General features: G+C 71.0%; 12 protein-coding genes. 8 read left to right on the top strand and 4 right to left on the bottom strand.

Features of this window, described 5'->3' with window-relative positions; translation table 11 throughout:
• Nucleotides 1-158: 158 nt before the first annotated feature.
• A complete protein-coding gene (locus CA984_RS36255) occupies nt 159-452 on the top strand; it encodes a hypothetical protein (protein WP_086577922.1) in 294 nt (97 codons plus the stop codon).
• Between the two features lie 109 nt (nt 453-561).
• Here the strand turns inward: CA984_RS36255 and CA984_RS36250 are convergent, their stop codons facing one another.
• The 3 genes from CA984_RS36250 to CA984_RS36240 all read right to left on the bottom strand — a co-directional run bounded on the left by CA984_RS36250 (nt 562) and on the right by CA984_RS36240 (nt 3347).
• Complete coding sequence (locus CA984_RS36250) at nt 562-1458, bottom strand: class I SAM-dependent methyltransferase (RefSeq protein ID WP_242676366.1); 897 nt, start codon at nt 1456-1458, stop codon at nt 562-564.
• A 128-nt stretch (nt 1459-1586) separates the two neighbouring features.
• Entirely contained in the window at nt 1587-2117 is a 531-nt protein-coding gene (locus CA984_RS36245) for an EF-hand domain-containing protein (RefSeq protein ID WP_086577921.1), read from the bottom strand.
• Between the two features lie 348 nt (nt 2118-2465).
• Nucleotides 2466-3347 carry a PHP domain-containing protein gene (locus CA984_RS36240; protein ID WP_086577920.1) on the bottom strand — a complete coding sequence of 294 codons (882 nt, stop codon included), beginning with the start codon at nt 3345-3347 and terminating at the stop codon, nt 2466-2468.
• A 106-nt stretch (nt 3348-3453) separates the two neighbouring features.
• On the opposite strand from CA984_RS36240, the gene CA984_RS36235 reads away from it, so the two are divergent.
• From CA984_RS36235 to CA984_RS36205, 7 genes are all read left to right on the top strand, one after another.
• Nucleotides 3454-5166, top strand: a complete 1713-nt coding sequence (locus CA984_RS36235) for a serine/threonine-protein kinase (protein ID WP_086577919.1) — start codon at nt 3454-3456, stop codon at nt 5164-5166.
• 128 nt (nt 5167-5294) lie between these two features.
• The gene (locus CA984_RS36230) at nt 5295-5708 is read left to right on the top strand and encodes an ATP-binding protein (RefSeq protein ID WP_086577918.1); all 414 of its coding nucleotides are present in this window, start codon (nt 5295-5297) and stop codon (nt 5706-5708) included.
• A gap of 248 nt (nt 5709-5956) precedes the next feature.
• Nucleotides 5957-6724 (top strand): DeoR/GlpR family DNA-binding transcription regulator, encoded by a 768-nt coding sequence (locus tag CA984_RS36225; protein ID WP_086577917.1) that lies wholly within the window; start codon nt 5957-5959, stop codon nt 6722-6724.
• A gap of 104 nt (nt 6725-6828) precedes the next feature.
• The gene (locus CA984_RS36220; RefSeq protein ID WP_086577916.1) at nt 6829-8412 is read left to right on the top strand and encodes an amino acid permease; all 1584 of its coding nucleotides are present in this window, start codon (nt 6829-6831) and stop codon (nt 8410-8412) included.
• Nucleotides 8409-9842, top strand: a complete 1434-nt coding sequence (locus CA984_RS36215; protein WP_086577915.1) for an FGGY family carbohydrate kinase — start codon at nt 8409-8411, stop codon at nt 9840-9842. The genes CA984_RS36220 and CA984_RS36215 overlap by 4 nt, the downstream gene beginning before the upstream one ends.
• Nucleotides 9839-11302 carry an NAD(P)/FAD-dependent oxidoreductase gene (locus CA984_RS36210; protein WP_242676365.1) on the top strand — a complete coding sequence of 488 codons (1464 nt, stop codon included), beginning with the start codon at nt 9839-9841 and terminating at the stop codon, nt 11300-11302. Before CA984_RS36215 ends, CA984_RS36210 begins: the two co-directional genes overlap by 4 nt.
• Complete coding sequence (locus CA984_RS36205; protein ID WP_086577914.1) at nt 11299-12552, top strand: NAD(P)/FAD-dependent oxidoreductase; 1254 nt, start codon at nt 11299-11301, stop codon at nt 12550-12552. Before CA984_RS36210 ends, CA984_RS36205 begins: the two co-directional genes overlap by 4 nt.
• 194 nt (nt 12553-12746) lie before the next feature.
• On the opposite strand, the gene CA984_RS36200 is transcribed toward CA984_RS36205, so the two are convergent.
• Nucleotides 12747-13398 (bottom strand): amidohydrolase family protein (locus CA984_RS36200; protein ID WP_242676364.1); only part of this gene is annotated, 652 nt, incomplete at its 5' end.

The raw sequence follows: 13398 nt of genomic DNA, 5'->3' as shown, positions 1-13398 counted from the left end.
CACCTGAGCCCACCCCGTCTCCTGCGGAGGAGAGTCTCACCCCCGCCCGGCCGCCCAGTCCTTCACCGGTTCCGTCTCCCTGCACCGGCCGTGTCGGAGGCGTCCGGGCGGAGCCGATCACGATCTCGTTCCAGGTCACCCCGGACGCTCATGACGACATGCTGGCCGCACAGATCCGGCAAGAGCTGCGCAAGCACAGGGACCGCCTGGCCGGACAGCACGCCGGTATGGTTCTCACCTTCGCCGCCGACGGCGGCACCGGAAACGGCGTTCGCCTGGCCACGCGAGTCAACACGGCCATACGCGAGGCGTACCCGCGCATTTTCGGGACGGCCGTGACGCGGAACTTCCACGACCTCGACGCGCCGAGGGGATCGATCTCCATGGAGATCTACTCCGTTACCTACGGCTGCTCCTCCGTATCCGGAAACTCAGGATCGCCTGATGAGTGAGCACCTCTCCTTCTCCGAGTCTTTCTCCAAGCTGAGCCTGCTCCAGCCGTTCACTTCCCCGCGCCCCGCGACGCTCACAACGTCTCCGTCGCTTCGGAAGGTCACACCGTCAGACGTACGTGCCGGGTCTGTTCGCGAACACCCAGCGGTTGCTTGCCAGAGCGTCGTTCGGCTCAGGGCGTGGACCGCGACCGTGGTGGCGAGCGAAATCGAAGGGCGTGTAGACCGCGGTGGACCAGCCCCGCCCCCTCAGGTCGCCGACGGAGTCGGGACGCGGCTCCCCGTCGAACAGGGCGAGCAGGTCGATGCCGATCTGCTGTCTGGCCGCGGCATAGACGGGGCTGGCACGGACCTCCGGCGACTCCGTCCCGAGCTTGACCTCGAAGGCCAGGGTGCTTCCGTCGGCGCTCAGGCGGTCCACGGTATCGATGAGAAGCCGCTCGGCGGCCGGCGGTAGATAGAGCAGCAGACCCTCGGCCAGCCACGCGGTCGGCACGGTCGGGTCGAAGCCCGTGCTCACCAGCGATCGGGCCCAGTCGTCGCGCAGATCGACCGCGATCGGGCGGCGCGTGGCCGTCGGGATGGCGGCGAGGCCGTCGAGCACGTGGTGTTTGAACGCCAGGACGCCGTCGCGGTCGATCTCGTAGATGACCCGGCCCGGCGGCCAGTCGAGCCGGAAGGCTCGCGCGTCAAGGCCCGCGCCGAGCAGCACGACCTGCCGGGCGCCCGCGTGGGCGGAGCGGACGAGGAAGTCGTCGAGGACTCGGGTGCGCAGGCCGAAATAGCGCCCCAGCCTGCCCCACAGGGGGTTCGCGTCCCCGTCCGGCACCTCCGCCGGGCGGACCGGCCAGGCCGCGGACGCCCCGGCGGCACGCACGAAGTGCTCGGCGTAGGCGTCGCCGGCCAGGGCATCGGGTCGGTGGGTCTCGATCGCCCGCGCGGCGGCGACCATGAGGGCGGTCAGTCCGACGCCGCCTTCGACACCGGTGTTCTGGGCACCTGGCACGCGTCCTCCTCTCCGGTGGGGGCGCCCACGGGTCCGGGTGGTCGTGGGTGGTGAAGTGGACGCCGTGGCGAACGGCCATGAAGCGCGGGATGTCCGCGTCCGGCAGGTGCGGGCTGCCGTGATCCCGATCAGGCCGGCTCGCCAACCAGGTGATCGCCCGCGATTCCCACCTTCTCCGGGCTGTAATAGTCCTTGATGCCGGTGACCCAGACCGAGACCGTGATCCGGTCGGCGTCCGATGGCTCGAACGCGTCGAAGAGCGTGTCGATGTTCGCGCGCTCGAAGCCGATGGCCGTCATGAGCGCCACGAAGACGCTCCGCTCGATGAGCCCGTCGCCGTCCGGGTCGCCCAGCGCGGCCAGCGCCTCGGCGAATTCGGTGACCGCCCCGTCGAAACGCTCCGGGGAGAGCACGCACGCGGCGTACTCCTCAAAACTGATGCGGCCGTCGCGGTCGGCGTCCAGGTCGGCGGCCAGAGTCGTCCAATAGCGCCGGAAAGCCGCCAGCATGGCGGCTTTGGCCGCGTCGCTGGAATCGGGGGACGCCGCGACGACACGGGTCGCCATGAGTTCGAAGTCCTCGGCTTCGAGATAGCCGGTGCCGTCGGCGTCGAACAGGGCGAAGATGAGCTTTACCCGACCGATGGCCGCTCTGTGCATCTTCTGTTGCCTTTCTTTGGACGCCACTCACAATGAGGGCTGAAATCAGGGGTCCGACCGCAAAAGATTATGCCATTCCATGGCCTGCATGCCTGCGACATGATTAACAGTCTGGAGAGACTTGATGCAATCAAGGGAACCAAAAGAATAAATACCCCCAGACGTTAAATATCCCAATTATTCAGGCTATTTGCGTCGCCGCTCCAGTTGGCCGCCCACCATATGGACCGCACGGATCCATATGGACCGCACGGATCACCGCGCCTTCAAGCCGCCCGAGCCGAAAGCGACGTCCGGGGACCTGCGCGGACTCCGCCGAGTACGTCATGCGGACGCCCGGCCGTGCCGTCAGGCGGTCGGGGGTGTCGGCGGTCGTGACGCTCCGACGAGGGGTACGGCGCCCGTCGCGGTGGAGATCAGGTCCTCGTAGACGGACGGGTCGGTGGTGAAGGCTCCGAGGCGGACGGTCTTGTTGGCGCCGTGGTAGTCGCTGGAGCCGGTGACCCGCAGGCCCAGGTCGCGGGCGAGCAGGCGCACGTGCGCGCGGTCGGCCGCCGAGTGGTCCGTGTGGTCCGCCTCGACGCCCCACAGGCCCGCCGCCGCGAGTTCGGCGATCAGCGTGTCGGGCACGATGTGGCCCCGGCTGCTCGCCCGGGGGTGCGCCAGCACCGAGACGCCGCCGGCCTCGTTCACCAGCCGGACGGCGGTGAACGCGTCGATGTCGGCCTTGGGCAGGCGATAGCGGCGGCCCAGCCATTCCGGCGCGAAGGCCTCGCCCACGGTCCCGACGAGGCCCCGCCGGATGAGCGCCTGGGCGAGATGGGGACGTCCCACAGTGCCGCCGGCCGCGTACTCGCGTATCTCGGGGACCGTGACGTCGATGCCGCCGTCGTTCAGCAGCGCCACCGTTCTCTCCGCCCGCTGCTCACGGGAGCGCCGTACCCGGGCCAGCTCCGCGGCCAGCGGTCTGTGGCCGGGGTCGAAAAGGTAGGCGAGCAGGTGCAGTCCCACGGTCGGCTCGGCGCCGTACCAGCGGCCCGACAGCTCGGCGCCGCGCACCAGCGTCAGCCCCGCGGGCAGCGCGGCCGCGGCGGTCTCCCACCCGGCGGTCGTGTCGTGGTCGGTGAGCGCCACCACGTCCAGCCCGGCCGCGACCGCCTTCTCCGCCAGCGCTCCGGGAGGGTCCGTACCGTCACTGGCGGTGGAGTGGACGTGTAGGTCGATCCGCATACCTCCAGCCTGTCAGCAATCAGCCCGGTATGGGGGCCGAGGCTCAGGTGAGCGCGAACATGGGCGAGGCGCGTACGCGGCCGGGGGGCCGGGGTCGGGCGGAGGCATGGATCCGGCATCTCTGTGGATCGGGAACGGGGGAACCGGTAGGTTCCCCCACATGCCAGGTGACCGGTTACGTGTGCTGGCAGGCCGGTATCGGTTGCAGGCGCCTCTCGGTGAGGGCGGGATGGGGCTCGTCTGGCGGGCCTGGGACGAGCTGCTCCGGCAGACCGTGGCGGTCAAGGAGGTGTCGCTGTCCACCGGGCTGACCTCCCGGGACCGTGAGGAGCGGCTGCGGCGGACCCTGCGTGAGGCGCGTACGGCAGCCACGCTGAGAGGCCACCCCGGCATCGTCACCGTCTACGACGTGGTCGAGGAGGACGGCCTGCCCTGGATCGTCATGGAGCTGGTCGACGGACCGTCCATGGCCCAGGTGATCAGGGCCGAGCAGCGGCTGCCCGAGGACAGGGTCGCACGGATCGGACTGCAGGTGATCTCCGCGTTGGCGGCGGCGGAGGCGGCGGGGGTCGTGCACCGGGACGTCAAACCCGCCAACATCCTGCTCACGGGCGGCCGGGCCGTGCTGACCGACTTCGGGATCTCGGCGGCCGCCCACGAGACCACCGACCTGACCGGGACCGGGCAGCTCCTCGGCACACCCGCCTATCTCGCGCCCGAGCAGATCGAAGGCGAGCGCGCCTCTGCGGCCTCCGACCTGTGGGCGGTGGGCGTGACGCTGTACGAGGCGGTGGAGGGTCGCAGGCCGTTCGAGCGGGAGAGCACGGCGGCCACGATCGCGGCGATCGTCAACCTGCCACCGGCACCGGCCCGGCACGTGGACCGGCTCCGTCCCGTGATCGACGGCCTGCTCAGGAAGGATCCGGCCGAACGGCTGACGGCCGGCCAGGCGACGGCCCTGCTCTCGCCGACGGCCGCCGGAGCCGAGTGGGGACAGGCGGCCCTCGTACGGAGCCCGGGGAGCTCGGACCCGGCGGGCGGCGGCGACGGAGCGGCCCGGGAGGACGCGGGCCTGAAGTCCACATCCGCCGCGGCCTCCCGGCGGCCCTACGGACGGGTGGCCCTGGCGACGGGAACGGCGCTGGTGGCCGTGGTGGTCACGGTGATCTGGGGGACCCAGCGCATCCCCTCCGGGAGCGGGACCACCCAGACCTCCGGCGCCACCGGAAGCCCGGCTCCCTCCCACATTCAGTCTCCCGGCCCCTCGGGGAGCCCGGCGTCCTCGCACGTTCAGTCTCCCGGCCCGTCGGGGAGCCCGGCGGCCTCCACGGTCCCGGCCGCGCTGCCCCGGGGCTTCACCCTCCACCGGGACCGGCGCGGATTCTCCCTGGCGGTGCCGGACGGCTGGAGCAAGGAGGAGTCCGAGGACCAGGTGAGCTGGGAACGTCCCGAAAGCTCGGCTCTCTCCTCGCCCTCCTGGTACTTGGGCGTCTTCACCGACCCCGGAAGAAAGGAGACCGGACAGCCGACCGACATCCTCAACCGATTGCGCGACACGCTCCGGAAAGACATGGTCGCGGCCGGTTCCTATCAGGAGCTCAGCCGTCGTCCGGTCCCTTTCGCCGGCGGGCGGGCCGCCGAGCTGGAGTTCGGGTTCGCGCACAGGGACGCGTCGGGCATGCGCTTCCGCTTCTACGCCCGGTGCGTCATCCCCGATTCGGGAGGCACCGGGATACTCTGGTTCTTCGCCCCCGCCGGGGATTGGGCCGAGGCCGGCACGCATGTCGCCACGTTCGTCGAGACGTTCCGGCTCGACTGACCATCCCCCGCAGGCCCACACCGATCATCGGCATCCCATTTGGCGCCGTTTATCGCAATCATGGTGATTTCCTCAAGTTTTGTACGGCTTGCGGGCATGACCGGGTAAATCGCGGGGACGGTGAGGCGATGGCATCGGTAATGCTGGGGCATGTCGCCCTTCCCGGAGACGTCGCGTCCGTTCCGCAGGCCCGGTTGTACGTCCGCGACCTGCTGGGAGCCGTCGGCCCCAGCCACCTGGAGGAGGCCCTCCTCCTCGTCACCGAGCTCGTGACCAACTCGGTGCGGCACTCCGACTCCGGCCGCCGCCCCGACGGGCAGGTGGCGGTGATCGTCACCGAGCGCACCGAGGTGGTCCATGTCGATGTGATCGACCAGGGGTCGGCCAGCCGTACTCCCCGGGTCCACCAGGACGTCGACACGGACAGCGGCGGAGGCCGAGGGCTGTGGCTGGTGCGGGAGCTGGCCTCGGCGTGGGGATGGCACGACGATCCGGCGGGACGCGTGGTCTGGTTCCAGATGGCGAAACAGCCACCGGAGTGACCTGGGGGCGCCCCGCTTCACCACCACCCGACTCCCCCGCGCAACCGCCACCGAGACCACGTGCTTGACCGCCCCGGGCCGCTTGTTTCACCACCACCGGAGTGACCCGCACCATCGCCCCCACCGTGAACTTGGTGAAGATTTGAGTAAAAAGTCCGGTTGCGGCAGCCCGACATATTGACGCTCTAATCAACAGCCACGCATACTTCCCCTCATGCAAGCACAGAAGTCCACAGAAGCGGGCAAGCATGCTGCCCGCTGAGCGGCATTCGCGGATCGGTGAGGCGTTGCGGGCCTCCCGCGTGGTCAGCACCGACGACCTCGCGCGCGAGCTCGCCGTGTCGGCGGAGACGATCCGCCGTGACTTCGTCCTGCTCGAACGCCGGGGAAAGCTGGTGCGCGTCCATGGAGGCGCGACGATCGCGCTCGGGCAGGCCGCCGGGGAGGAGACCCCGTTCGTCGAGCGGACCGGGACCGCCGCGGAGGCGAAGAAGCGCATCGGCCGCGCCGCGGCGGCGCTCATCCACCCGGGCCAGACGATCGTGATCGATGTGGGGACCACCGCCGTCGACGTGGCCCGCGCCCTGCCGCTGGACTTCTCCGGGACCGTGGCCACCTGCTCCCTCCTGGTCGCGGCCGAGCTCTCCGAGCGGGCCGGCGTCGAGATCCTCGTCTGCGGGGGCAGGCTGCGGGGAGGAGACCTCGCGCTCTCGAACTCGGTCGCCCAGTCGTTCTTCACGGACCTGAACCCGGACATCGCGTTCCTCGGGTCCGGCGGCGTGGACGCCGTGGCCGGTCTGACCGACTACTACCTGGATGAGATCGCCGTGCGCAGGACGATCCTCAGGAACGCGGCCCGCTCGTACGTGCTCGCCGACTCCAGCAAGTTCGGCCGGGTCGCCCGCCATCGAGTCGCCGGCATGGACGAGTTCGACGGCCTGATCACGGAGGCGGAGCCTCCGCCGAGCATCCGGGACGCCATCACGGGCGAGGGCGGGGTGATCGTTCTGCCCTGAGGGACCCCCGATGGTTCGAGGAGCCGGGCGGCGCGGCAACGCCACCCGGCTCAGACCCCCCAGCCGATGCGCCATCTGACAGGAAACATAGGAGTTGGGAATCCATGTCCCAGTATTCACCACCCACCCCCGGCAATGAGAGCACCGCGGGCGTCGAGGAGTTCGGCTACAAGCAGGCGATGAAGCGCGGCACCGGCCGCTTCGCCTCCTTCGCCGTCGCGTTCGCCTTCGTCTCGATCGCCACCGGCATCTTCACCACCTACGGTTCGGTGCTGAACAGCTCCGGGCCGGCCGGCATCTGGACCTGGCCGATCGTGATCGTCGGCCAGCTGGCCGTCGCGTTCATCTTCGGGTCCCTGGCCGCGCGCATCCCGGTGACCGGATACTCCTACCAGTGGATGTCCCGGCTGGCGAACCCCGTGCTCGGGTGGATCATCGGCTGGATCTCGTTCACGTTCCTGGCGATCGTGGTCGTCGCGGTGGACTACACCATCGCCTCCACCGTGCTGCCCGTGCTGCTGCAGTACGAGGGGACGGCGCTGAACGCGTGGGCGATCACAGGGGTGGTCATCCTCTTCCAGGCCCTCCTGGTGGCGTTCTCCACCAAGTGGACCGAGCGGGTCAACAACTTCGCCGTGACCGCGGAGCTCATCGGCATGGTCGCCCTCGTCCTGCTCCTGCTCGGCGTGGGGTTCGTCGCGAAGGAGGTCAACTTCGCGAACCTGTTCAGCACCGGCGCCGTCCCCGCCGACGGCTACCTCAGCTTCGGGACGCTCACCTCGGCGGGCCCGTGGATGCTGGGCTTCCTGCTCGGCGCGTTCACGATCGTCGGCTTCGAGTCGGCGGCCAACCTCGCGGAGGAGACGAAGGACCCGGCCCGTGTCGTCCCCCGCGCCATGTGGCAGGCGGTTCTCGCCTCCGGCGTGCTCGGCTTCCTGTTCCTCGTCGCCGTCACCCTGCTCGCCGGTGACCCGGTCGAGCTGGCGAAGTCGGCGACGCCGATCGCCGATGTGATCACCCGGGTGCTGGGCCCCGTCGTGGGTACGGCGCTGCTGGTGCTGGTGGTGATCGCGATCTTCGCCTGCGGCATGGTGATCCTCATGACCGGGGTGCGCCTGGTGTGGGCGATGTCCCGCGACGAGCGGTTCCCCGGCTGGCAGGCCTGGCGGAAGGTCTCGCCGCGGTTCGGCACGCCTCTGAACGCCACCGTGTTCATGCTCGTCATCGGCGAGCTGATCCTGGCGATCTTCTCCACCCGGACCGACGCCCTGTTCGGGCTGTTCGCCGCCGCCACCCTGCTGCCCGCGATCATCTACACGGGGACCGTCGTCATGTACGTGGTCAAGCGGAAGGCGCTGCCGCCGAGCAGGGGATTCGACCTGGGCCGGTGGGAGATCCCGGTGATCGTCGTCGCGATGGTCTGGCTGGTGTTCGAGCTGCTGCTCTTCCGTGACGCCTCGTTCGTGGACCCGTGGACCTACGTGCTGATCATGCTGGTCCTGGGTGCCGCGTACCTGATGTACCTCCTGGTCACCCGCGGTGGGGCCAAGGGGCTGGCGATGCCGGACATGCATTCCATCGACGCGGAGCTGAACGCCGACGCCGCCAAGGGCGCCGGCGCGGCCAAGGACGACGCCGCCAGGAGCACGGGGGCCGTCAACGACACGGACGGAGCGCTCGGGCGGTGACGACGGTACTGGCGATAGACCAGGGGACATCCGGCACCAAGGCGGTCGTCGTCGACGGTGACGGCGGGGTGCTCGGCATCGCCGAGCTCCCCGTCCGCCCCACCTACCTGCCCGGCGGAGGAGTCGAGCAGGACCCCCGCGAACTGCTCGACTCGGTCCTCGACGCCGGCCGCGAGGCCGTCGCGCGGGCCGGTGCGCGGATCGACGCCGTCACGCTGGCGAACCAGGGCGAGACCGTGCTGGCGTGGGACCCCGTCACGGGCGACCCCCTCTCCCCCGCCATCGTGTGGCAGGACCGCCGGTCGGAGGGCATCTGCGCGGAGCTGGACGGGTTCAGGGACCGGATCGCCGACACCACCGGGCTCGTCCTGGACCCGTACTTCTCCGCCCCCAAGATGGCGTGGCTGCGCCGGAACGTGACGGGCGAAGGGGTGGTCACCACCTCGGACTCCTGGATCGTCCACCATCTGACCGGGGAGTTCGTCACCGACGTCTCCACGGCCAGCCGATCGCTGGTGACGCGGCTCAGCGACGTCGAGTGGAACGCGGAGCTGCTCGAACTGTTCCAGCTCGGCGAGGAGCGCCTGCCCCGCATCGTCTCGTGCGACGAGGTGGTCGGCGGCACCTCCGCGTTCGGCGGGCACGTCCCCGTCGCCGGGCTCGTGGTCGACCAGCAGGCGGCGCTGCTCGCGGAGAACTGCCTGAGGGCGGGCGAGGCGAAATGCACCTTCGGCACCGGCGCGTTCCTGCTGGCCAACACCGGCACCTCGGCCACCCGCTCCACGGCGGGACTGGCCGCGTCGGTCGCCTGGCGCGTCCGGGGGGAGACCTCCTACTGCTTCGACGGCCAGGTCTACACGGCCGCCTCCGCTGTGCGGTGGCTGCAGGACCTCGGCTTCGTCCAGAGCGCGGCGGACCTCGACGCCGTCGCGGCCACGGACGCCGAAGGGGTCCTGTGCGTCCCGGCGCTGGCCGGCCTGGCCGCCCCCTGGTGGCGTCCCGACGCCAAGGCCGCGTTCACCGGGATGACGCTCTCCACCGGGCCGCGCCACCTCGTGCTCGCCGTACTGCAGGGGATCGCGGCGCAGGTCGCCGAGGTCGGCGAGCTCGTCGCCGCCGACCTCGGGCAGCCGTTGACCATGCTCCGCGTGGACGGCGGGCTCACCCGCAGCCGCGTTCTCATGCAGGCGGTCGCCGATCTGATGCAGATCCGGATCGACGTCTACCCCTCCCAGCACGCCACCCCGCTGGGTGCGGTGGCACTGGCCCGCGCCTCGCTCGACCCGTCGCTCTCCCTTGAGGACGCGGTGGACGCGTGGGAGCCCAGCACGACCTACGAACCTCGATGGTCCGCGGATCAGGCGGCCGACTTCCGTTCCCGCTGGGGAGAGGCCGTCGCCGCTGCCGTGACACGGGAAGGAGAGCGGTGAACACCACGGGGGAGACGGCGGTGAGCACCACGGGGGAGACGATGGGCACCACGTTCGACGTGGCGGTGATCGGTGCCGGCATCGTCGGCTCGGCCATCGCCCGGAAACTGGCCGGATACGAGCTGAGCGTCGCGCTGCTGGACGCGCGCGGCGACGTCGGCGACGGCACGAGCAAGGCGAACACCGCCATTCTGCACACCGGTTTCGATGCGAAACCCGGCACGCTCGAATCCCGCCTGGTCCGTGAGGGCTACCGCCTGCTCTCCGAGTACGCGGAGCGGACCGGCATCCCGGTCGAGCACACCGGGGCCCTGCTGGTGGCCTGGACCGAGGAGGAGCTCGACGCCCTGCCGGCCCTGAAGGAGAAGGCGGAGCGGAACGGGTACGACAGGACGCGGATCGTCGGCCGCGACGAGGTGTACCGGCAGGTCCCCCACCTCGGGGAAGGGGCTCTGGGCGGTCTGACCGTTCCCGACGAGTCCATCATCTGCACCTGGACCACCAACCTCGCCCTGGCCACGGAAGCCGTCCTGCGCGGCGTGACGCTGCTGCTGAACCGGAGGGTGCAGTCAGTCGAGGACCGCGGCGACCGTACCGTCCTGCGCACCTCCGGCGGGGAGGTGAACGCCCGCTGGGTCGTCAACGCGGCCGGACTCGGCGCCGACGTCATCGACCGGCTGTTCGGCCACGACCGTTTCACCGTCACGCCGCGACGCGGCGAGCTGCTGGTCTACGACAAGCTCGCCCGTCCGCTGGTCGACAAGATCATCCTGCCCGTGCCCACCTCACAGGGCAAGGGTGTACTGATCAGTCCCACCGTCTACGGCAACGTCCTGCTCGGCCCCACCGCCGAGGACCTCACCGACCGCACCGACACCGGCACCTCGGAGAAGGGGCTGGAGTTCCTGCTGGACAAGGGGGAGAAGCTGATGCCCGACCTCCTGCGGGAGGAGGTCACGGCGACCTACGCCGGCCTGCGGGCGGCGAGCGACCATCCGGACTACCTCATCGAGGCCGACGCGGGGCGACGCTACGTCCTGGTCGGCGGGATCCGCTCGACCGGCCTCACCTCCGGCATCGCCGTCGGCGAGCATGTCGCCGAGCTGATCGGGGAAGCCGGCCTGGCGCTCACGCCACGGGAGGAGCTGCCGGAGCCGCCGCACATGCCCAACCTCGGGGAGGCCGGCCTGCGGCCGTACCAGGACGCCGCCCGGATCGCCGGCGACCCCGCCTACGGCAGGGTGGTCTGCTTCTGCGAGCGGGTGACCGCCGGCGAGATCCGCGACACCTTCCGGTCGCCGATCCCCCCGTCCGGCCTGGAGGGGCTCCGCCGCCGGACCCGGGCGATGAACGGGCGCTGCCAGGGATTCTTCTGCGGCGCCGAGGTCGGGAAACTGATGGACACCAAGGGCGAGAGCGCCTGTGAACAGCGCCACCCGTCGCCGGAGGCACAGCGATGACAACCGACATCACCACCCTCACCCCGGACGTCGTCATCGTCGGCGCGGGACCGTCCGGACTGAGCGCCGCCCGTGCGCTCGCGCCGAGGCTCGGCGGCGGCGTCCTCGTCCTCGACCGGGAGAGCACGGCCGGGGGCATCCCCCGGCACAGCGACCATCCCGGCTACGGGATCAGGGACATGCGGCGCTTCATGAGCGGGCCCGCCTACGCCCGCAGGCTCGTCGCGCAGGCCGAGGCCGCCGGTGCGACGATCCGTACGAACGCCACCGTGACGGGCTGGGCCGGTGATCACACGATCGAGGCCACCACCCCGGAGGGCCGCATCCGGGTCGAGGCGCGGGCCGTCGTCCTGGCCACCGGGGCCCGTGAGCGCCCACGCCCCGCCCGCCTCATCCCCGGCGACCGCTCCCGCGGCGTCTACACCACCGGGCACCTGCAGAACCTCGTCCACCTGCGGCACGGGAAGGTCGGCAGGAGGGCCGTCATCGTCGGCGCGGAGCTGGTCAGCTGGTCGGCCGCGCTGACCCTGCGCGAGGCCGGTTGCAGGACCGTCCTGATGACCACCGAGTATCCCCGGCCGGACTCCTACTCCCTCTTCAGCGTCCCCGGCAGGATCCTCTTCCGGACCCGGGTCGCCACCCGCACCCGCGTGACGCGGATCATCGGCCGGCCGGAGCTCGAAGCGGTCGAGGTCGAGAACATCGACACCGGTGAGCGACGGGTCGTCGAGTGCGACACGCTCGTCCTCACCGGCGACTGGATCCCCGACCACGAGCTCGCGCGTGCCGCGGGGATCACCCTGGACCCCGGCACGAAGGGCCCGCTGGTCGACAGCGCGCTCCGTACGGACCGGCCCGGCGTGTTCGCCGTGGGCAACATGCTGCACCCGGTCGACACCGCCGACATCGCGGCGATCGACGGCGCCCACGTGGCCCGTTCCGTCATCGCGTGGCTGAACGGCGAGAGCGTGCCGGCCGGGCAGGTGCGTCTCGTCGCCGACGCGCCCTTCCGGTGGGTGTCGCCGGAGATCCTGCGTCCCGGCGACCCCGTCCCGTCCCGGCGCCGCCTGCTGCTGTGGAGCGACCGTTACATCCCGTTCCCGCAGGTCGTCCTGCGGCAGGGCGGGAAGGTCGTCGCCCGCAGGCGCCTGTGGTGGCCGGCGGCTCCCGGCCGGGTGTTCCGCGTCCCGACGGGCATCCTCTCCACGGTCGACCCCAAGGGCGGCACCGTGCACATCGGGAGCCGGTGACGCCGGGTCCCGGGGCCGCTGACCTCAGGTCCGGCAGGCCGCTTCACGTCTCGGAGACCGCTGCGCCCCGGGGGCCCGGAAGCCCCCCGGGGCCCAGCCGTGCATGGCGCCGTTGCGGGCGGTCCGGGAGACACCCGCTCCTCCACGACCGGCAGGGTGTCCGGCTCCCCGCGCGTCGCGGGCGTGGACGCCGGTCACGCGTCCTCCCCGAGGCCGTAGACGCGGCGGGCGTTCTCCGCGCCGATCATCGTGGCGACCCGCACCGCCTGGGACTCGCTCCACTCCCCGTCCGCGACGAAGCCCGACAGGACCCGGGTCATCGCCCGCCGCCAGAGCAGGGCGCCCAGATGGTGCAGCTCCGCGGGGCCCCAGGCGTCCGAGGAGAAGAGGATCTTGGCGAACGGCGCCAGCTCCAGGCTCTCGGCCACGACGGCCACGCTGCGCGCCCCGGTGTAGTTCACCCCCAGCCCGACGTCGAAGTAGACGTTCGGGTAGACCTGGGCGAGGAATCCGGCGTTGCGGTGGAACGGGTAGCAGTGCAGCAGGAGCAGCGGGACGGCCCGGGGCTCGGCGAGCTCGATGAACCCCCGCATCAGCAGCGGGTCGGAGCGGTGCAGGTCGATGTCGGGGTCGCCGTACCCGATGTGGAACTGCAGCGGCAGGCCCCGCTCGACGCCCTTCCAGATGAGGTGGCGCAGCAGCACCGGGTCGTCGACCCGGGTCCTCCCGCTCCGCTCGGCGATCCGGTCCCTGAACCCGTCCAGCTCCGCGCAGATGCCCTCCGACCGGCGGTCCTGCCACACGATGGCGGGGGAGAGGGGGTCGCCCGTGACGGGGTCCCACGCC

The organism is Streptosporangium minutum, from assembly GCF_002149035.1.
Lineage (GTDB): Bacteria > Actinomycetota > Actinomycetes > Streptosporangiales > Streptosporangiaceae > Streptosporangium > Streptosporangium minutum.
The sequence above is the reverse complement of the archived record's forward strand: the minus strand, read 5'-3'. Positions and strand labels throughout refer to the sequence as shown.